The sequence below is a fragment of the Paenibacillus sp. W2I17 genome (genome assembly GCF_030815985.1).
GTDB lineage: Bacteria > Bacillota > Bacilli > Paenibacillales > Paenibacillaceae > Paenibacillus.
The window spans coordinates 3,941,067-3,959,266 of the sequence record NZ_JAUSXM010000001.1 but is presented as its reverse complement, the minus strand read 5'-3'; the positions used below and the strand labels follow the sequence as shown (position 1 = coordinate 3,959,266).

Here is an 18,200-nt window from a genome sequence, read left to right as displayed (position 1 = left end):
AAATGCTCCATGCTGTTTTGAGCTTGAAGATAGCGGTATGGAGCGATAGGCATGTCTTCTGAAGGGATATGGAAGAGGTTTTCCATAAATTCTGATCTTTCTTTTGCATAATAGCACATGTTTTCAATGTGAGAAAAATCACCAATAAATCGAGTTTTATCACCGAAATTTGGCAAAAATTTTCAAATGTAGAGTGTAATACTTTTAACTGAAATCGTTTGCAAATCAAGTTGTAGAGCGGTTTTTTACATAAAGTGAACAATTTGTGAACATGTGTCCAAAGATTGACAAAATCATACCCTCAACTTATATTTAATAAGTGATTGAAGCATATAGAATGAATTGGAAGAATGCGCAGACATGCCCTGAGCAGGAAATCACGGGAGTACTGGAAGCGTTATTTTTGTAAGCGTTCTGTATGATGAAGAGGATTATGCGTATCGTGCTGAAACGTACCTTTTGTTGCCTTTCTACCGAACGACAACGGTAATCTACGAAAACGTAAAAAAGTGGGGTAGATCAATGATGAAACAGTGGCAGGTTGCAAAGCGAATTCTCCCCTTGCTGGCGGTGTTCTCTTTGCTGCTATCCGCATGCGGGCGGGAAGACTTGTCGGTAATGAAACCTCAGGGTCCTGTAGCGCAAGGCCAATATGATCTGATGAAGTTATCCATCGCGATTATGATCGTGGTGCTCATCATTGTATTTGCCATAGCAGCCTATGTTCTGATCCGGTTTCGTAGACGAGCCGGGCAGACTGAGATGCCCGAACAGGTTGAAGGTAATTTTAAGCTGGAAGTAATATGGACAGCCATTCCGTTATTGCTGGTTATTGTTCTGGCAGTACCGACGGTCCAAACGATTTTTGCCCAAGGCGAAGATCTGTCCAATGACAAAAACGCACTTAAGGTCCAAGTCACCTCACATCAGTACTGGTGGGAATTCACTTATCCTCAATATGACGTAACCACCGCTCAAGATCTCATCATCCCGACCGGAACAAAAATCGCATTCGAATTAAAAACCGCTGACGTGCTTCACTCCTTCTGGGTGCCGTCACTTGCGGGCAAAATGGACACAAACCCGGATGGAACACTTAACAAGTTCAGCTTCTCTGCACCGAATGAAGGCGTTTACCGCGGTAAATGTGCCGAGTTATGCGGCAGATCACATGCTTTCATGGAGTTTAAGGTAAAAGCAGTGAGTCAGGAATCGTTTGACAGATGGGTGAACCAGATGAAAGCACCTGCAGTCCTTCCTGAAGACACTCAATTGGCCGAAAAGTTCAAAACAAACTGCCTTTCTTGCCACGCTGTTGGTGATCAAGGTGGACCGGTTGCACCTAACCTGACGGGAATCGGCGGCAAGGAATCTGTCGCAGGCATTTTGCTGAATTCTCGCGAGGGACAGGAAGAAGGTAGTCCGGTACTGGATAACATGAAAGAATGGCTCCATGATCCACAATCCGTGAAGCCGGGCAATACCATGCCGAATCCCAAAGATCTTGGGTTGACGGATGAAGAAATCGACGGAATTGCCGAATATCTGGCCAACTACAAATTGGACTATGAATAGAACAGCAAGGACGAAGAAGGGGGTACACAACCTTGGCTCATGCGCATAGCGTCAAGAGGTACAGGGGCTTGATGGATTGGATCACCACCGTCGATCACAAAAAAATCGCCATTCTCTATTTGGTTGCGGGTGGATTTTTCTTTGGAATCGGCGGCATTGAAGCCATTTTGATTCGGATTCAACTGATGAAGCCTATGAATGAATTTGTATCGGCACAGGTCTTCAACGAATTGATTACAATGCATGGAACAACGATGATTTTCCTTGGTGTCATGCCACTTATTTTTGCCATTATGAATGCTGTCGTGCCTTTGCAGATCGGGGCACGGGACGTTGCTTTCCCGTTTCTTAACGCACTGGGTTTCTGGACGTTCCTGTTTGGTGGATTGTTGCTGAACCTGAGCTGGGTTATGGGTGGAGCACCGGATGCAGGCTGGACCTCATATACGCCGCTTTCGGGCAGTGAGTACAGTGGAACGCATGGTGTGGATTTCTACACCATCGGCCTTCAGATTGCGGGTCTGGGAACGCTCATCGGGGGCATTAACTTTCTCGCAACGATTATTACAATGCGTGCTCCAGGCATGTCCTACATGCGGATGCCGATGTTTACATGGACGACATTTATTACATCTGCCATTATCCTTTTTGCTTTTCCTGCCATCACGGTAGGGCTTGTACTTTTGACGTTTGACCGTATACTGGGAGCGAATTTCTTCGATGTCGCAGGTGGCGGTAACCCCGTACTCTGGCAGCACATCTTCTGGATCTTCGGGCACCCGGAAGTATACATTCTGATTTTGCCGGCATTTGGTATTATCTCGGAGGTTATTCCGACCTTCTCGCGTAAACGGTTGTTCGGATACAGCTCCATGGTATTTGCTACCATCCTGATTGCCTTCCTGGGCTTCATGGTATGGGCGCATCACATGTTTACAACAGGTCTGGGTAATGTAGCCAACGCGCTTTTCTCCATCTCCACGATGTTGATTGCCGTACCTACCGGGATCAAAATCTTTAACTGGCTCTTTACGATGTGGGGTGGACAGATCCGCTTTACCGCGGCAAATCTGTTTGCTGTTGGATTCGTTCCAACATTCGTTATGGGTGGTGTTACAGGCGTCATGCTTGCATCTGCTCCGGCAGACTTCCAGTTCCATGATACGTACTTTGTTGTAGCCCACTTCCACTACGTTATTGTAGGGGGACTGGTGCTTGGATTGTTCTCGGGACTGCATTACTGGTGGCCGAAGATGTTCGGACGGATTCTCAGCGAAACACTGGGCAAATGGACGTTCTGGACATTTATGATCGGTTTCCAATTAACGTTCTTTGTACAGCATTTCCTCGGTCTGATGGGGATGCAGCGCCGGATCGTTACATACCTGCCGAATCAGGACTTTGACCTGCTCAATCTGGTCAGCTCCGTCGGTGCGTTTCTAATGGGTGTTGGGGTTATCATGTTCCTCGTGAACATCGTAATCACAATGAGAAAACCGGCTGGCGCGCCAAACGATCCGTGGGAAGACGGCCGTACACTGGAATGGTCTATTCCATCTCCGCCGCCGGAATATAATTTCAAGCAGACACCGCTGGTACGCGGAATTGATGCATATTGGAAGGAAAAAATGGCAGGACATACGGAGATGACACCGGCAGAACCTGTAGGTTCGATTCATATGCCTTCAGCAACGCCGTTGCCGTTTGTAATGTCAGTAGGTATCTTTATCGCCGGACTTGGCTTGATGTTCAGCAAGGATGAATTTGGTAATGCATTTATGAATGTCATTTTTAACAATTATATTGTAGTTATTATTGGTCTCGTAATCACATTTGGCGCAATGGCACTTCGTTCACTTTATGATGATCATGGCTGGCATATTGAACCGGAGGATCAGGATGAGAAGGGGGCTAGAACATGACAACCTCACATGCCGAACCGGTAAACGACAAATTGCCGCATGAACCGGAGAAAGCAACGCTGGAAGGCCGTAACAAGCTTATCGCCTTCTGGTTGTTCCTTGGCGGCGAGACGGTACTGTTCGGTACACTCTTTGCTACCTTCCTGGCTCTTCGTGGCCAAACCAATGATGGACCTACGGCGAATGAACTGTTCCACCTGCCACTTGTGGCCGCTGCAACGTTCATTCTCCTGGTCAGTAGTTTGACGAGTGTATTTGCGATTCAGGCCATGCATAAGGGCAAGCGAGATGCATTGGCATTGTGGCTTGGCATCACGGTAGTACTGGGTATGGGATTTCTCGCACTGGAAATTTACGAGTTCTACGAGTATGTGAAACATAAAGAGTTTGGCATGACCACGAGTGCATTCAGTTCAGCATTCTATACACTGGTCGGGTTCCACGGAGCCCACGTTGCTTTTGGTATTGTGTGGATCGGAATCATTATCGGTCAGCTGTTCAAAAAAGGATTGACGGTCGTAACCGCACCTAAAGTATACGTCTCCGCAATGTACTGGCACTTTATTGACGTGGTATGGGTGTTCATCTTTACGGTCGTGTACCTGCTCGGAAAGGTGGGGTAGCACATGTCGGCACAGGATAAGACAGATCAACAGCCTGTGAAACACCGTCACCGGACGGAAGGGCCACAGAAACACGTCGTGGTGTTTATCTTCTCCATTATTCTCACGCTGATTGCGTTTGCGGCTGCTTCTGCCGGAGGGGTCAACACAACCTTTATCATTATTATTTTGCTCGTCATGGCTATTCTTCAAGTATTCGTTCAATTGGGTTACTGGATGCACTTAAAGGACAAAGGGCACTTGATGCCGATTCTGTTCATGGCCTTTGGCTTTTTCGTAGCCTTTACGTGCATCATTATGGCACTCTATTGGGTCTGGTGGTAAAAGAGATGGCGGCGGCGCAATGCCGCCGTCTTTTCCCCTTTTTGGCGAATGAATCTTCACAAAGTAATGAAGGCAACAACCAAATCAGGTCACGGGGAGGTTTCCCGTATGCTCGGGTTGCAATATTTTAGCTTCAACGATTTATGGAGTCCGCTTATATTGGCTTTATTTCTGATCATTGCTGCGGCTTATTTGGTGCTTGTGGGGCCGTTAAGCGAGCAAATAAAGGATGCAGAACCTGCGACTGCTGCACAGAGAATCATGTTTATTACAGGGTTGTTTGTCCTGTATCTGGCTCAGGCTGGACCATTTAATTTGCTTGGTCACGTGATGTTTAGCTTCCATATGGTGAGCATGGCGTTCTCCTATCTGGTAGCCCCGCCGCTGATGATGAAAGGTTTGCCGATCTGGGTATGGCGCAGAATCGTGCGCTGGTTGCCTACACGACAGCTATCGTTTCTGGCTCATCCGATCGTTGCGGCAGTACTCTTTAACGGGCTGTTTTCGCTGTATCACCTACCGATTGTACATGATTACGTCATGCTGAATTTTACCGTTCACCGGTTGTATTATATTGCATTGTTCATCACCTCGATGCTCATGTGGTGGACATTGCTGAATCCGTTGCCAGAAGGCAGACAAGCATCGGGGTTATCCAAGATTGGTTTTATTTTTCTGAATATGGTACTGCTCACGCCTGCGTGTGGATTGATTATTTTTGCGGCCGAGCCGTTGTATCAGACGTACAGCAACCCGGCAGTATGGGCTGAAGCAATGCGGTATTGTGTGTCTGGAGATTCTACGGCGTTACTTCGCTCATTCGGTGGGCCTGCGTTCTTCAATTTCCTGTCTTCTGCGAAAGAAGATCAGCAGGTCGGTGGCATTGTAATGAAGTTTATTCAGGAAGGAATCTTTGCCTCCATGCTGGCTTATGTCTTTTTCCAATGGTATCGGAAAGAGAAGCAGGAAGATGATGATGATTCGTATCCTGCAGGGGGCGCAGGGGGGCCGCTCAATCCGGCTGCCAAATAATGAAGTAATGTTCTGACAAGAGGGGGAACACACGATGGATATGTATTTTTGGCTACCAACGATCAGTACTTCTTTCATTGTGATTAGTGCAGTACTGGTGGGGATTGGATGGGTACTGATTATTCGGGGTAAACGTGAGGCTCATCAGTCCGCCATGGTAGCAGGTGCGATTGCAGCTCTAATCTTCTTTGTGATCTATATGTCTCGTACAGTGTTCGTGGGTAATACGGCTTGGGGCGGGGACCCGGATCTGGAGATCTTTTATCGGATATTTCTGATCTTTCATATTATCCTCGCTACCGTGGCAGCGATATTCGGCATCTCCACACTGGTGCTGGGGTTCAAAAAGAAGTTTGGAACACATCGCCGCTGGGGTAAGTTCACGTCCATGATCTGGTTCGGATCGGCGCTAACAGGTGTTGTTGTGTATGTTCTGTTATATCTCTTATATCCTGGTGGTCATACACGTCCGGTATGGGAAGTTATCCTCGGCGTATAAAAGTATAGATATAACCTCCGGCTACTCGGGCGTGCGTCACTACTCTCTTCTGAAAATATGAAAATGGACGAATCTAGCAGATCATTCGTCCACGCTTTCCCTCTCATTCGTTCATAGAATGAGTTCGAGAGGGGGAAACAAAATGAAAAAAACAGTCAACGTCAGTCAAACGTATCCACGTCTTACCGTGTACTCAGAAGAGAACTACAGAGGGAGAAGCCGCATCTATCGTGGCAACACGGGTCTTCGTAACCTGGACAATATTTTGGATGGGGTGGAGAGCCTGCGCTTTTTCTCAACAAGTTCCAATGCAACACTGGTTGTGTTTACACGTCCTAACTTCCAAGGTGGATTCCGGGTCTTCCGAGGCAACACCAACTTGAGAGATTTGGATGATCTGATCCGTGGCAATGATGCGGAATCCCTGATCTCCACCAATCAACGGTTAACGCTGGCTCAGATTCGCGCAATCCGCAGGGATCGCAGTCTGCCTAGTGGCTATAACCTGGTTTAATCGTAAGGCCTCTTCTTCTAACAGGTGCTAGAGAGCGGCAAAGGGCTGTACCCGAATTGTGTTTACACAATAACGGGTACAGCCCTTCTTTTGTGATTGGGAAATGATGTTTAATCCCCGCCACCCCCACTGTCTCCGCCGCCACTACCCCCACTGCTGTCATTGCTGCTACCACTATCGCTGTTGTGATGAGAATGTGTGTCTGATGAAGAATCCGAATCATGATGTTTGTGATCCGGTGTGTGTTTGGCATGTCGATCGTAGGAGCCATCTCCTGTAATGACCGGATATCCCGAAGCAGAGTCGGTATTACCGTTGTTACGACGGATGCGGTGTCTGCCTTTTTTGGCAGAATGACGATGAGGCTCATCCCGGAGGACCAACCAGATAACGACGATAAGGAAAAGGAGAACAAATCCGATCTCTACCAGCCAATCCATAGCTGTAACCTTCCTTTCTTTGATTCGTTACTTTAATTTATTTTAACGTAAATTCGTACTGTGTCCCATCCCGTCTTCCTGATTCAGGAAAATTAGGGGTTGACGGGATGGGGATTGGGTCTATATACTGTGTATATTGATATACACAGTAATAACAGTAAGCAACATGAGTGAATGACAGGTGAAAGGCAGGCATGCATATGAACGAATGGAAGCAGGCGTGGTGGTTGACCCGCAGCCAGATGAGTAAGGATAAGCTCCAATGGCTATGGTCTGCATTATTCATGATATACACTGGCGGCATGAGCGGTGTGATGTTAGTAGGACAACAACAGACAGATTTCATTAATCCAGTAGTGGATTCCTTCTTTTTAATTATGTTGCCATTTCAAGGGTTTATGTTCTGCAGGCGATCCTTCCGTTACATACACGAGGATTCTTATACGCAGATGCTGGCCTACTATCGTAGAATTCCCATCCCTGAACAAGTGGTGATGTGGTCCAGGCTACAGCAGTCTCTGATGGCGTTTACGTACAATGGGATCTTTTTCTACGGATCATTATACGTGGTTAACCTTCATGCCGAAGGATTCCGATGGGATCAGTATCTGGCCTTTAGCCTTACCTGTACAGGTTATGGCCTTTTGGTAACAGGATTTTATATTTACGGAGAGTTTCTGAACAGTGGCAAGAAATACTTGCTTCTCAGTACGCTTTTTATACCAATCGCTATTGGCATATCCATACTGATTCGAATGTCAGGCAGTTACGGATTGCGGATTGTAATGGATGGAAGTAGATCATGGGGGCTGCTTTCCCCGATCATGTGGATTTCTCTGGTGGCTGGCATAGCGGGATTATGGCTGTCTAGTCGTTTTACGCTGAAGAAGCTGGTTCATCGGGATTTGAATTAAAATGAGAATTGAGCTTATGTACGAATACAGGATGAAACCGGCACGGTCAGGTAACAGACTGGAGTGTACCGGAGGGCGAGGTGCAAGATGTGAAAATACCCATTCAAATTAATGAAAATAGCGCTGAACCTTTATACCACCAAATTGAAAATCAGTTAAGATCATTAATTATTACAGGTCAGTTGGGGGAGGGAACACATTTGCCGTCCATTCGTGAGTTCGCCGGAGCACTGAATTGCAGTGTTATTACGGTTAGACGGGTCTATCAGGATCTGGAGAATGAAGGCTTGCTTCGTACGAAGCAGGGGACAGGTACATTTGTGGCCCAGGTAGAAGCCGGCGACAGAGAAAATTATAGATTAAAGGCCGCAAAGGAAGCGATGCAGGCAGCGGTGCAGTCCGGGAAATCGGTAGGCTGTACGGAAGAAGAGATGGAGAGCCTGTTTCGGGAAGTCCTGAAGGCTATTTACGTGAAGTAAGGGAGTGATTCATACGTGGAACCCATAGCAATCCAGTTGAACGGCGTATCCAAAATGCGAAAACGCAGAGTTATTGGCCCAATTGATCTGACCATCCCGGAAGGGTATATAGTCGCTATTCTCGGTCACAACGGTTCAGGCAAAAGCACCCTTCTTAACATGTTACAGCAAGTGGTGCTGCCAGATGCTGGGCAGATTATATGGTTTGGTCAGGAACATGATGGGCCACTTCCTATTGAACTGAGACAACAGATTGGTTTTGTGGCAGATAACGCTGGTTCAGAAGAGAACCGGATAACAGCACAGGAAGCAGCCCATTTCCGGGCGTACTGGTACCCACGTTGGGATATGAAGTTGTTCGACCAACTGATTCAGGATATGGAAGTACCTGTTGATGTGAAGCTGAACAAGATGTCCAAGGGAGAACGGCGAAAATTTGAGATTGCAGCTGCAATTGCAGCTCGCCCAAGACTATTGCTTTTGGATGAGCCTTCATCAGGACTGGACCCCTTTGCCTGGAAAGTGATGGTTGAGCAGTTCCGTACCTTCATGGCGGGGGGAGACACCACGATTCTGATTGCCACACATATTGCGGACGAAGTCAAAAGGCTTGCGGATTACATCGTATTGATGCACCGTGGTCAGTCACTGGGGATGGCCGAGAAAGATATGGTGCTCGATCAGTGGAAAGAAGTCTGGTATGAAGGAGATTTAAGGCCAGAGAGTATCCCCGGTGTTGTGGAATCTTCTTTGGAAGAGGGAGGTCTGGTTCGCGTAATTACAACCCGGGTCAGCGAAGCGCAGGAAAGGCTGGAGCTGTCGAATAACCGAGTATTGAAAATCCGTAACTTGGAATTGGATGAAGTGCTGGCATTCTGGATTGCCGGGTATGCACCCGTACAGTGGAAATAACCGAAGGGAGACGATAAATGATGAACCGATTGGAATTGAAGCAAGTCGTCAAGCAATATGCAGACAAAACAGCAGTTAATGGAGTCACGCTCAATGTAAAAGAGGGGGAGATTTACGGATTGCTCGGAGCCAATGGTGCGGGTAAAACAACAACAATGCGTATGGTGCTTGGACTGATTCACCCTGACGGAGGGAATATCCTGTACAACGGCAAGCCCTATAATACGGAGCTGCAACAGATTATGGGTTATCTTCCGGAAGAGCGCGGATTGTACCCGAAGGTGAAAGTCAGCGAACAGATTAATTACCTGGCACGACTTCGTGGCATGAATGGTAAGGACGCAGATCAGAGCCTCAAGTACTGGCTGAATCGGTTTGAGGTACCTGAGTATTACGATAAGAAGATCGAGGAGTTATCCAAAGGTAATCAGCAGAAAATGGGCTTTATCGCAGCCGTAGTGCATAGACCGCAGATTCTTATTCTGGATGAAGCGTTCAGCGGGCTGGATCCTGTGAATGTGGAATTACTCAAGTCCACCGTCAAGGAATTGCGTGACGAAGGCACGGCCATTCTGTTCTCAACACACCGTATGGAGCACGTTGAAGAGTTGTGTCGTCAGATCACCATTCTGCATCGTTCCAACACGGTGGTACAAGGAGAGATCAAGGAGATCAAGAGCCGGTATCCGCGTGAACAGGTATTCCTGGGTACGATTGGTAGTGTGGAAGGACTCGAACAGTTGTCTGGTGTGAAGAAAGTCGAGCGGAATGAGCGTGGGTACCTGATACATATTAGTCAGGTGGAAGCGGCTCAAGAGATTCTGAGAACAGCCATGACTCAGACGACAGTGGAACACTTTGAACTGAAGGAACCAACGCTTAACCAAATCTTTATTCGTGAGGTAGGTGAGTCGAATGAATAAAATGGGAACGATTACAGGTTTTACATTTAAAAACAAAGTTAAAACGAAATCATTCATGGTAACGACCATTGTACTTGCACTTTTAATTTCAATCGGACTCAATGTCCCGTATTTCATTACCTTATTCAATGGGGGTTCCATTGGTGGAGCTTCAAGCAGTAATCCTGTAAATATTGGTCTTTTGAGTACAGGGCAGCCTGAAGTTTCTGAGAAACTGGAGAGCTTCTCTGCGGCTCAAGGAGATCAGGCCTATCGATTCATTGCCAGTGGGGATAAAGATGAGGCTGCTCTTGCGGCGGATGTGGAAGCAGGGCTTACCGATGGTTATCTGAAGTTTGAAGCTGTTTCCGGGCAAGAGTTCCCGCAGCCCATTCTATATTCAGCAGAAGACGTATCACCTCAGATCATTGCATCCATTGAAGCAGCGTTGCAGAGTGTGAAGCTGGATGTGGTTGTGAAGGATGTACTCACAGCGGAGCAGAAGGAACTGATTACAACACCTGTGAAGCTCACCGAGCAAAGTTTGAGTACAGATGAGAGCGGAGCAGGTACTGAGTCTGAAGGTAAAATGAGCCCGATTAACTATATTGTGGTGTACTTGCTGATCATCCTGCTGTTTACCTCAACGATGATGACAGGTAACATGATTGCCTCCGAGATCACAGCTGAGAAGAGCTCGCGTATTATGGAGATTCTGATTACGAGTGTATCACCGCTCAGTCAGATGTTTGGTAAAATCATCGGGATTTTCATGGTGGGGATGCTGCAAATCGGGATTTTCGGAGCGGTAGTTGCCGGAAATATCTTGCTGCCGCATAACCGTGCAGTACTAGGTGACTTCAATATGAATGTAAGTGATGTGAATATTGCGGTTATTGTGTACGGACTCATATTCTACATTCTGGGTTACTTCCTGTATGCCGTGTTGTTCGCTGCCATTGGTTCAATGGTAAGCCGTACTGAAGAACTCGGTCAGGCTGTTCTGCCGATTACGATGTTGTCGCTTGTTTCCTTCTATATTGCGATCTTCAGTATTTCTACACCGAACATTCTGTTGTTGAAAATCGCAAGCTTCATTCCATTCACGTCGCCGACCGCGATTCTGGTACGAATCGGCGCAGGAGTTGCGCCAACCTGGGAAATTCTAACGTCCTTAGCGATTCTCATTGTATCCATTATCATCTTCGGATGGCTTGCAGCCAAAATCTATCGCACGGGTGTGCTGATGTACGGTAAACGTCCAACCTTCAAGGAATTGTTTAAAGCGATGAAGGCTTATAAGATCTAGGTTGAGTGTTTGAAGGGATAAAGTGCTGCTCCGTTTTTGGAGCGGCACCAATTCCCATCTTTAACCGTAGTATCTAAGTATGTCTATTCTATTAAAAATTGGATTGGCAACTATATTCAATAAAGGAGATTACATAATATGAAGAATTGGAAACGCATGCTCTTATCTCTTACAATCTCGGCAGGTTTGCTCGCATCTGCAGTACCAGCTATGGCTGCTCCACAAGGAACTTCCGTCAAGGTTAATGATCAAGCTGTGCAATATGCTACAGGAGCACCGATCCTGGAGAAAGGTATAACATTAGTTCCACTGCGGACTACGCTGGATGCTATGGACGTGAAGCTAACAACTGCGACAGATGATACTATCACGGCTGTAGTAGATGGCAAAACGATTACACTCAAAAGCAAGCTTACACGAATCAACGGTGTAACGTATGCGCCAATCCGCATCGTCGGTGATGCTGCAGGTTATGAAGTTCGCTGGGATGCTGCAACGCGCACCGTGCTGTTGGTATCCAAAGGGGGAGCAACTGAAACTGCGCAAACCGGTGGACGTGGCTTCATGTGGGAAGTTGAAAGCAATGGCAACACGGTCTATCTGGTAGGGTCCATGCATATTGCCGATGAGAGCTTCTATCCATTGCGTCCGGAGTTTGAAGAAGCGTTTGCGGAAGCCGACTATCTCGGGGTAGAGATTGATATTAGCAAAGCCGCTGATGAAGAGCAGCAAAAGCTGGTTTTAAGTCTGGGTTCGTATCAAGATGGAACAACACTGAAAGACCACATTTCCAGTGAAACGTATACTAAGCTGGGTGATGTATTGAAGAAAAATGGTCTGGAGTCTAACGCTTTGGATGCATTTAAGCCTTGGGTGGTAGAGAGCACACTTGCAAGTTTGAAGTCCACAACGGCAGGATACGAAGCGTCAGCAGGAGTGGATCTGTATTTCATCCAGAAAGCGATCGAGCGCAAACTTCCAGTTATTGAGTTGGAGAGTTATCAATCTCAACTTGGCATGTTTAACGACTTTTCCAAAGAAACACAAGAGGAAACACTGAAAGCGACAATCGAAAACTTCGACGTGTTGGATAACAGTGTGAAAGAAATGGCTGAGATGTGGAAAACGGGTAATGACGAGCAACTGCTTGAACTGACAAACAGCTTCTCCACTAACGAGGAATATAACAAAGCAATGCTGGTTGATCGTAACATTGGTATGGCGGACAAAATCGATGGTTACTTGAAAAACGGCAAAGGTGAGGAATATTTCATTGTTGTTGGTGCAGCACACTACCTGGGCGATCACGGCATCGTGAAACTGCTTGAGGATAAAGGATATAAAGTAGAACGGAAATAAATATAGATTACTATAGAAGGTAACCCTTTCGTCTCGAATATGAGAGTTGAGAGGGTTACCTTCTTATATATAGAAGAAAGACAGATTTAATAAAGAAGATCAAGCTGCAGGATAATACAATTGAACCTAAGAGTTCATGGTAGATTGAAGGTCCTTAATATGGTTAGATCGTGGATTTGATATGTTTTGAAATTAACTCTTTACAAGTTTGTGTTCTACATGGTATATTCTATTTCCGGCCAAAAAAACACGAGATACACGGTGCGGCAAGCGAATGAAATAAGCTTCGAAAGAAACTTAAAAAAAGAGCTTGCAAAGTTGGTTCGGACATGATATTATATAAGAGTTGCTGAAGAGAACGACATTCGGTAACAAAATAAGTTTGATCTTTGAAAACTGAACAACGAGTGAGTAAACATTCTGCTTGCAGAATGAACGCGAAAGTTGGAGACAAGCCTTGGCTTGGATCGACTGGAGCACAAATGAGATTTTTAATCTCGTCAGATTCAAAATGAGCTTATCGCTCTTTTCAATACTTTATTGGAGAGTTTGATCCTGGCTCAGGACGAACGCTGGCGGCATGCCTAATACATGCAAGTCGAGCGGACTTGAAGAGAAGCTTGCTTCTCTGATGGTTAGCGGCGGACGGGTGAGTAACACGTAGGCAACCTGCCCTCAAGTTTGGGACAACTACCGGAAACGGTAGCTAATACCGAATAGTTGTTTTTTTCGCCTGAAGAGAACTGGAAAGACGGAGCAATCTGTCACTTGGGGATGGGCCTGCGGCGCATTAGCTAGTTGGTGAGGTAACGGCTCACCAAGGCGACGATGCGTAGCCGACCTGAGAGGGTGATCGGCCACACTGGGACTGAGACACGGCCCAGACTCCTACGGGAGGCAGCAGTAGGGAATCTTCCGCAATGGGCGAAAGCCTGACGGAGCAATGCCGCGTGAGTGATGAAGGTTTTCGGATCGTAAAGCTCTGTTGCCAGGGAAGAACGCTTGGGAGAGTAACTGCTCTCAAGGTGACGGTACCTGAGAAGAAAGCCCCGGCTAACTACGTGCCAGCAGCCGCGGTAATACGTAGGGGGCAAGCGTTGTCCGGAATTATTGGGCGTAAAGCGCGCGCAGGCGGTCATTTAAGTCTGGTGTTTAATCCCGGGGCTCAACCCCGGATCGCACTGGAAACTGGGTGACTTGAGTGCAGAAGAGGAGAGTGGAATTCCACGTGTAGCGGTGAAATGCGTAGATATGTGGAGGAACACCAGTGGCGAAGGCGACTCTCTGGGCTGTAACTGACGCTGAGGCGCGAAAGCGTGGGGAGCAAACAGGATTAGATACCCTGGTAGTCCACGCCGTAAACGATGAGTGCTAGGTGTTAGGGGTTTCGATACCCTTGGTGCCGAAGTTAACACATTAAGCACTCCGCCTGGGGAGTACGGTCGCAAGACTGAAACTCAAAGGAATTGACGGGGACCCGCACAAGCAGTGGAGTATGTGGTTTAATTCGAAGCAACGCGAAGAACCTTACCAGGTCTTGACATCCCTCTGACCGGTACAGAGATGTACCTTTCCTTCGGGACAGAGGAGACAGGTGGTGCATGGTTGTCGTCAGCTCGTGTCGTGAGATGTTGGGTTAAGTCCCGCAACGAGCGCAACCCTTATATTTAGTTGCCAGCACTTCGGGTGGGCACTCTAGATAGACTGCCGGTGACAAACCGGAGGAAGGTGGGGATGACGTCAAATCATCATGCCCCTTATGACCTGGGCTACACACGTACTACAATGGCCGGTACAACGGGCTGCGAAATCGCGAGATGGAGCCAATCCCAACAAAGCCGGTCTCAGTTCGGATTGCAGGCTGCAACTCGCCTGCATGAAGTCGGAATTGCTAGTAATCGCGGATCAGCATGCCGCGGTGAATACGTTCCCGGGTCTTGTACACACCGCCCGTCACACCACGAGAGTTTATAACACCCGAAGTCGGTGGGGTAACCGCAAGGAGCCAGCCGCCGAAGGTGGGATAGATGATTGGGGTGAAGTCGTAACAAGGTAGCCGTATCGGAAGGTGCGGCTGGATCACCTCCTTTCTATGGAGAATCGTTTCCCGAGTGGAAACATTCAAATACAAAATCTAGCCAGGTCGGCTAGTTACTCACTCGTTGCTCAGTTTTGAGAGCTCAAACTCTCAAACAGCTTGCTTTTGCATGGAGCTTGTTCTTTGAAAACTAGATATCGAAACGAAACAAACGCGAATTAGAACATTCCTTTTTAGCTGAACTTGTGTAAACAAGTTTCAATAAAAACGGTAGATTGCACGTACGATGGTATCGAATGGGAGCGACTTTTGGCTTTGCGCAAGCAAAACAAGGGAAGCGAGCAGTCGAAACCGGAGCACGAGGTTAAGCTACTAAGAGCACACGGAGGATGCCTAGGCGCTAGGAGCCGATGAAGGACGTGGCGAACAACGAAACTGCCTCGGGGAGCTGTAAGCAAGCTTTGATCCGGGGGTGTCCGAATGGGGAAACCCAGCTGGGGTAATTTCCAGTTACTCACAACTGAATACATAGGTTGTGTAGAGGCATACCAGGGGAACTGAAACATCTAAGTACCCTGAGGATGAGAAAACAATAGTGATTCCGTCAGTAGCGGCGAGCGAACGCGGAGAAGCCCAAACCAAAGAGCTTGCTCTTTGGGGTTGTGGGACGTCTCACATGGAGTTACAAAGGAACCGGTTAAGCGAAGAGGTCTGGAAAGGCCCGCCAAAGAAGGTAAAAGCCCTGTAGTTGAAAGTTGGTTCCCTCCGAGACGGATCCCGAGTAGTGCGGGGCACGTGAAACCCCGTATGAATCCGGCAGGACCATCTGCCAAGGCTAAATACTTCCTAGCGACCGATAGTGAAGCAGTACCGTGAGGGAAAGGTGAAAAGCACCCCGGAAGGGGAGTGAAATAGAACCTGAAACCGTGTGCTTACAAAAAGTCAGAGCCCGTTTTAGGGGTGATGGCGTGCCTTTTGTAGAATGAACCGGCGAGTTACGTTCCCGTGCAAGGTTAAGGTGAAGAGCCGGAGCCGCAGCGAAAGCGAGTCTGAATAGGGCGATATAGTACGTGGACGTAGACCCGAAACCGGGTGATCTACCCCTGTCCAGGGTGAAGGTGCGGTAACACGCACTGGAGGCCCGAACCCACGCATGTTGAAAAATGCGGGGATGAGGTGGGGGTAGCGGAGAAATTCCAATCGAACTCGGAGATAGCTGGTTCTCCCCGAAATAGCTTTAGGGCTAGCCTCGGAAAACAGAGTCGTGGAGGTAGAGCACTGATTGGGTGCGGGGCCCGCAAGGGTTACCAAGCTCAGTCAAACTCCGAATGCCATAGACTTACTTCCGGGAGTCAGACAGTGAGTGCTAAGATCCATTGTCAAAAGGGAAACAGCCCAGACCATCAGCTAAGGTCCCCAAGTGTGTGTTAAGTGGGAAAGGATGTGGAGTTGCACAGACAACCAGGATGTTGGCTTAGAAGCAGCCACCATTGAAAGAGTGCGTAATAGCTCACTGGTCGAGTGACTCTGCGCCGAAAATGTAACGGGGCTAAACACACCACCGAAGCTATGGCTTGATGCTTTGCATCAGGGGTAGGGGAGCGTTGTATAAGGGTTGAAGGTGTACCGTAAGGAGCGCTGGACATTATACAAGTGAGAATGCCGGTATGAGTAACGAAAAGATCAGTGAGAATCTGATCCGCCGAAAGCCTAAGGGTTCCTGAGGAAGGCTCGTCCGCTCAGGGTAAGTCGGGACCTAAGGCGAGGCCGAAAGGCGTAGTCGAAGGACAACAGGTCGAAATTCCTGTACCACCGTAAGCCGTTATGAGCAATGGGGGGACGCAGTAGGGTAGTGACGCGGACTGATGGATGTCCGTCTAAGCAGTGAGGCTGATGTGTAGGCAAATCCGCACATTGTAAGGCTGAGCTGTGATGGGGAGCGAAAATTATAGTAGCGAAGGTCATGATCTCACACTGCCAAGAAAAGCCTCTAGCCAGGTGAAGGTGCCCGTACCGCAAACCGACACAGGTAGGCGAGAAGAGTATTCTAAGGCGCGCGGAAGAACTCTCGTTAAGGAACTCGGCAAAATGACCCCGTAACTTCGGGAGAAGGGGTGCCCCGGTAGTGTGAATAGCACGAGGGGGCCGCAGTGAAAAGGCCCAAGCGACTGTTTAGCAAAAACACAGGTCTGTGCGAAGCCGTAAGGCGAAGTATACGGGCTGACGCCTGCCCGGTGCTGGAAGGTTAAGGGGAGTGGTTAGGGAGTAATCCCGAAGCTGTGAACCGAAGCCCCAGTAAACGGCGGCCGTAACTATAACGGTCCTAAGGTAGCGAAATTCCTTGTCAGGTAAATTCTGACCCGCACGAATGGCGTAACGACTTGGGCGCTGTCTCAACGAGAGATCCGGTGAAATTTTAATACCTGTGAAGATGCAGGTTACCCGCGACAAGACGGAAAGACCCCATGGAGCTTTACTGCAGCTTGATATTGAATTTGGGTACGATCTGTACAGGATAGGTGGGAGCCTTTGAAGTGTGAGCGCCAGCTTGCATGGAGGCAACGTTGGGATACCACCCTGATCGTATCTAGGTTCTAACCTGGTACCGTAATCCGGTGCGGGGACAGTGTCAGGTGGGCAGTTTGACTGGGGCGGTCGCCTCCTAAAGAGTAACGGAGGCGCCCAAAGGTTCCCTCAGAATGGTTGGAAATCATTCGAAGAGTGCAAAGGCATAAGGGAGCTTGACTGCGAGACCTACAAGTCGAGCAGGGACGAAAGTCGGGCTTAGTGATCCGGTGGTACCGCATGGAAGGGCCATCGCTCAACGGATAAAAGCTACCCTGGGGATAACAGGCTTATCTCCCCCAAGAGTCCACATCGACGGGGAGGTTTGGCACCTCGATGTCGGCTCATCGCATCCTGGGGCTGAAGTAGGTCCCAAGGGTTGGGCTGTTCGCCCATTAAAGCGGTACGCGAGCTGGGTTCAGAACGTCGTGAGACAGTTCGGTCCCTATCTGTCGTGGGCGTAGGAAATTTGAGAGGAGCTGTCCTTAGTACGAGAGGACCGGGATGGACGTACCGCTGGTGTACCAGTTGTTCCGCCAGGAGCACCGCTGGGTAGCTATGTACGGACGGGATAAACGCTGAAAGCATCTAAGCGTGAAGCCCCCCTCAAGATGAGATTTCCCAGTATGTAAGACCCCTTGAAGACGACGAGGTAGATAGGCTGGGGGTGGAAGTGCAGCAATGCATGGAGCTGACCAGTACTAATCGGTCGAGGGCTTATCCAATAGCAAGTTGTAATTCGCATGTTTCGTTTCGAATCTAGTTTTCAGAGAACGATCTCTGAATATAAGCT

At 48.1% G+C, this 18,200-nt stretch carries 14 protein-coding genes and 2 rRNA genes; 15 read left to right on the top strand and 1 reads right to left on the bottom strand.

Features of this window, described 5'->3' with window-relative positions; translation table 11 throughout:
• Positions 1 to 522 precede the first annotated feature (522 nt).
• From coxB to QF041_RS17640, 7 genes are all read left to right on the top strand, one after another.
• Entirely contained in the window at positions 523 to 1,575 is a 1,053-nt protein-coding gene (gene coxB / locus QF041_RS17670; protein ID WP_047840266.1) for a cytochrome c oxidase subunit II, read from the top strand.
• A gap of 71 nt (positions 1,576 to 1,646) precedes the next feature.
• Positions 1,647 to 3,497 carry a cytochrome c oxidase subunit I gene (ctaD, locus tag QF041_RS17665; RefSeq protein ID WP_373461398.1) on the top strand — a complete coding sequence of 617 codons (1,851 nt, stop codon included), beginning with the start codon at positions 1,647 to 1,649 and terminating at the stop codon, positions 3,495 to 3,497.
• The gene (locus QF041_RS17660) at positions 3,494 to 4,120 is read left to right on the top strand and encodes a cytochrome c oxidase subunit 3 (protein ID WP_047840264.1); all 627 of its coding nucleotides are present in this window, start codon (positions 3,494 to 3,496) and stop codon (positions 4,118 to 4,120) included. Before ctaD ends, QF041_RS17660 begins: the two co-directional genes overlap by 4 nt.
• 3 nt (positions 4,121 to 4,123) lie before the next feature.
• The gene (locus QF041_RS17655) at positions 4,124 to 4,444 is read left to right on the top strand and encodes a cytochrome C oxidase subunit IV family protein (protein ID WP_036613178.1); all 321 of its coding nucleotides are present in this window, start codon (positions 4,124 to 4,126) and stop codon (positions 4,442 to 4,444) included.
• Positions 4,445 to 4,552: 108 nt separating this feature from the next.
• Positions 4,553 to 5,476 carry a cytochrome c oxidase assembly factor CtaG gene (gene ctaG, locus QF041_RS17650; RefSeq protein ID WP_307415143.1) on the top strand — a complete coding sequence of 308 codons (924 nt, stop codon included), beginning with the start codon at positions 4,553 to 4,555 and terminating at the stop codon, positions 5,474 to 5,476.
• 34 nt (positions 5,477 to 5,510) lie between these two features.
• Positions 5,511 to 5,975, top strand: a complete 465-nt coding sequence (locus QF041_RS17645) for a DUF420 domain-containing protein (protein WP_036613174.1) — start codon at positions 5,511 to 5,513, stop codon at positions 5,973 to 5,975.
• A 142-nt stretch (positions 5,976 to 6,117) separates the two neighbouring features.
• On the top strand, positions 6,118 to 6,489 hold the full coding sequence (locus QF041_RS17640) for a hypothetical protein (RefSeq protein ID WP_307415142.1): 372 nt from the start codon (positions 6,118 to 6,120) through the stop codon (positions 6,487 to 6,489).
• A 110-nt stretch (positions 6,490 to 6,599) separates the two neighbouring features.
• Here the strand turns inward: QF041_RS17640 and QF041_RS17635 are convergent, their stop codons facing one another.
• Entirely contained in the window at positions 6,600 to 6,929 is a 330-nt protein-coding gene (locus QF041_RS17635) for a hypothetical protein (protein ID WP_307415141.1), read from the bottom strand.
• Between the two features lie 200 nt (positions 6,930 to 7,129).
• On the opposite strand from QF041_RS17635, the gene QF041_RS17630 reads away from it, so the two are divergent.
• The 8 genes from QF041_RS17630 (at position 7,130) to QF041_RS17595 (ending at position 18,132) form a co-directional block, all read left to right on the top strand.
• Positions 7,130 to 7,843: a hypothetical protein gene (locus tag QF041_RS17630; RefSeq protein ID WP_307415140.1), complete on the top strand. Its 714-nt coding sequence runs from the start codon at positions 7,130 to 7,132 to the stop codon at positions 7,841 to 7,843.
• Positions 7,844 to 7,932: 89 nt separating this feature from the next.
• Positions 7,933 to 8,322: a GntR family transcriptional regulator gene (locus tag QF041_RS17625; protein WP_307416995.1), complete on the top strand. Its 390-nt coding sequence runs from the start codon at positions 7,933 to 7,935 to the stop codon at positions 8,320 to 8,322.
• 15 nt (positions 8,323 to 8,337) lie between these two features.
• Entirely contained in the window at positions 8,338 to 9,234 is an 897-nt protein-coding gene (locus QF041_RS17620; RefSeq protein ID WP_221825741.1) for an ATP-binding cassette domain-containing protein, read from the top strand.
• Between the two features lie 20 nt (positions 9,235 to 9,254).
• Positions 9,255 to 10,157, top strand: coding sequence for an ABC transporter ATP-binding protein (locus tag QF041_RS17615; RefSeq protein WP_036668607.1), 903 nt, complete (start codon positions 9,255 to 9,257; stop codon positions 10,155 to 10,157).
• A complete protein-coding gene (locus tag QF041_RS17610) occupies positions 10,150 to 11,445 on the top strand; it encodes an ABC transporter permease (RefSeq protein ID WP_307415139.1) in 1,296 nt (431 codons plus the stop codon). The genes QF041_RS17615 and QF041_RS17610 overlap by 8 nt, the downstream gene beginning before the upstream one ends.
• Before the next feature lie 138 nt (positions 11,446 to 11,583).
• Positions 11,584 to 12,804, top strand: a complete 1,221-nt coding sequence (locus QF041_RS17605) for a TraB/GumN family protein (RefSeq protein ID WP_307415138.1) — start codon at positions 11,584 to 11,586, stop codon at positions 12,802 to 12,804.
• 537 nt (positions 12,805 to 13,341) lie between these two features.
• A 16S ribosomal RNA gene (locus QF041_RS17600) occupies positions 13,342 to 14,894 on the top strand.
• Between the two features lie 310 nt (positions 14,895 to 15,204).
• Positions 15,205 to 18,132: ribosomal RNA gene (locus tag QF041_RS17595) — 23S ribosomal RNA — on the top strand.
• Together the 16S and 23S rRNA genes form the textbook arrangement of a ribosomal RNA operon.
• The last annotated feature ends 68 nt before the right edge of the window (positions 18,133 to 18,200 follow it).

Excerpts from the sequence above, each read along its gene's own strand:
- coxB (WP_047840266.1), top strand. The coding sequence starts at position 523 with ATGATGAAACAGTGGCAGGTTGCAAAGCGAATTCTCCCCTTGCTGGCG.
- ctaD (WP_373461398.1), top strand. The coding sequence starts at position 1,647 with ATGGATTGGATCACCACCGTCGATCACAAAAAAATCGCCATTCTCTAT.
- QF041_RS17660 (WP_047840264.1), top strand. The coding sequence starts at position 3,494 with ATGACAACCTCACATGCCGAACCGGTAAACGACAAATTGCCGCATGAA.
- QF041_RS17655 (WP_036613178.1), top strand. The coding sequence starts at position 4,124 with ATGTCGGCACAGGATAAGACAGATCAACAGCCTGTGAAACACCGTCAC.
- ctaG (WP_307415143.1), top strand. The coding sequence starts at position 4,553 with ATGCTCGGGTTGCAATATTTTAGCTTCAACGATTTATGGAGTCCGCTT.
- QF041_RS17645 (WP_036613174.1), top strand. The coding sequence starts at position 5,511 with ATGGATATGTATTTTTGGCTACCAACGATCAGTACTTCTTTCATTGTG.
- QF041_RS17640 (WP_307415142.1), top strand. The coding sequence starts at position 6,118 with ATGAAAAAAACAGTCAACGTCAGTCAAACGTATCCACGTCTTACCGTG.
- QF041_RS17635 (WP_307415141.1), bottom strand. The coding sequence starts at position 6,929 with ATGGATTGGCTGGTAGAGATCGGATTTGTTCTCCTTTTCCTTATCGTC.
- QF041_RS17630 (WP_307415140.1), top strand. The coding sequence starts at position 7,130 with ATGAACGAATGGAAGCAGGCGTGGTGGTTGACCCGCAGCCAGATGAGT.
- QF041_RS17615 (WP_036668607.1), top strand. The coding sequence starts at position 9,255 with ATGAACCGATTGGAATTGAAGCAAGTCGTCAAGCAATATGCAGACAAA.
- QF041_RS17610 (WP_307415139.1), top strand. The coding sequence starts at position 10,150 with ATGAATAAAATGGGAACGATTACAGGTTTTACATTTAAAAACAAAGTT.
- QF041_RS17605 (WP_307415138.1), top strand. The coding sequence starts at position 11,584 with ATGAAGAATTGGAAACGCATGCTCTTATCTCTTACAATCTCGGCAGGT.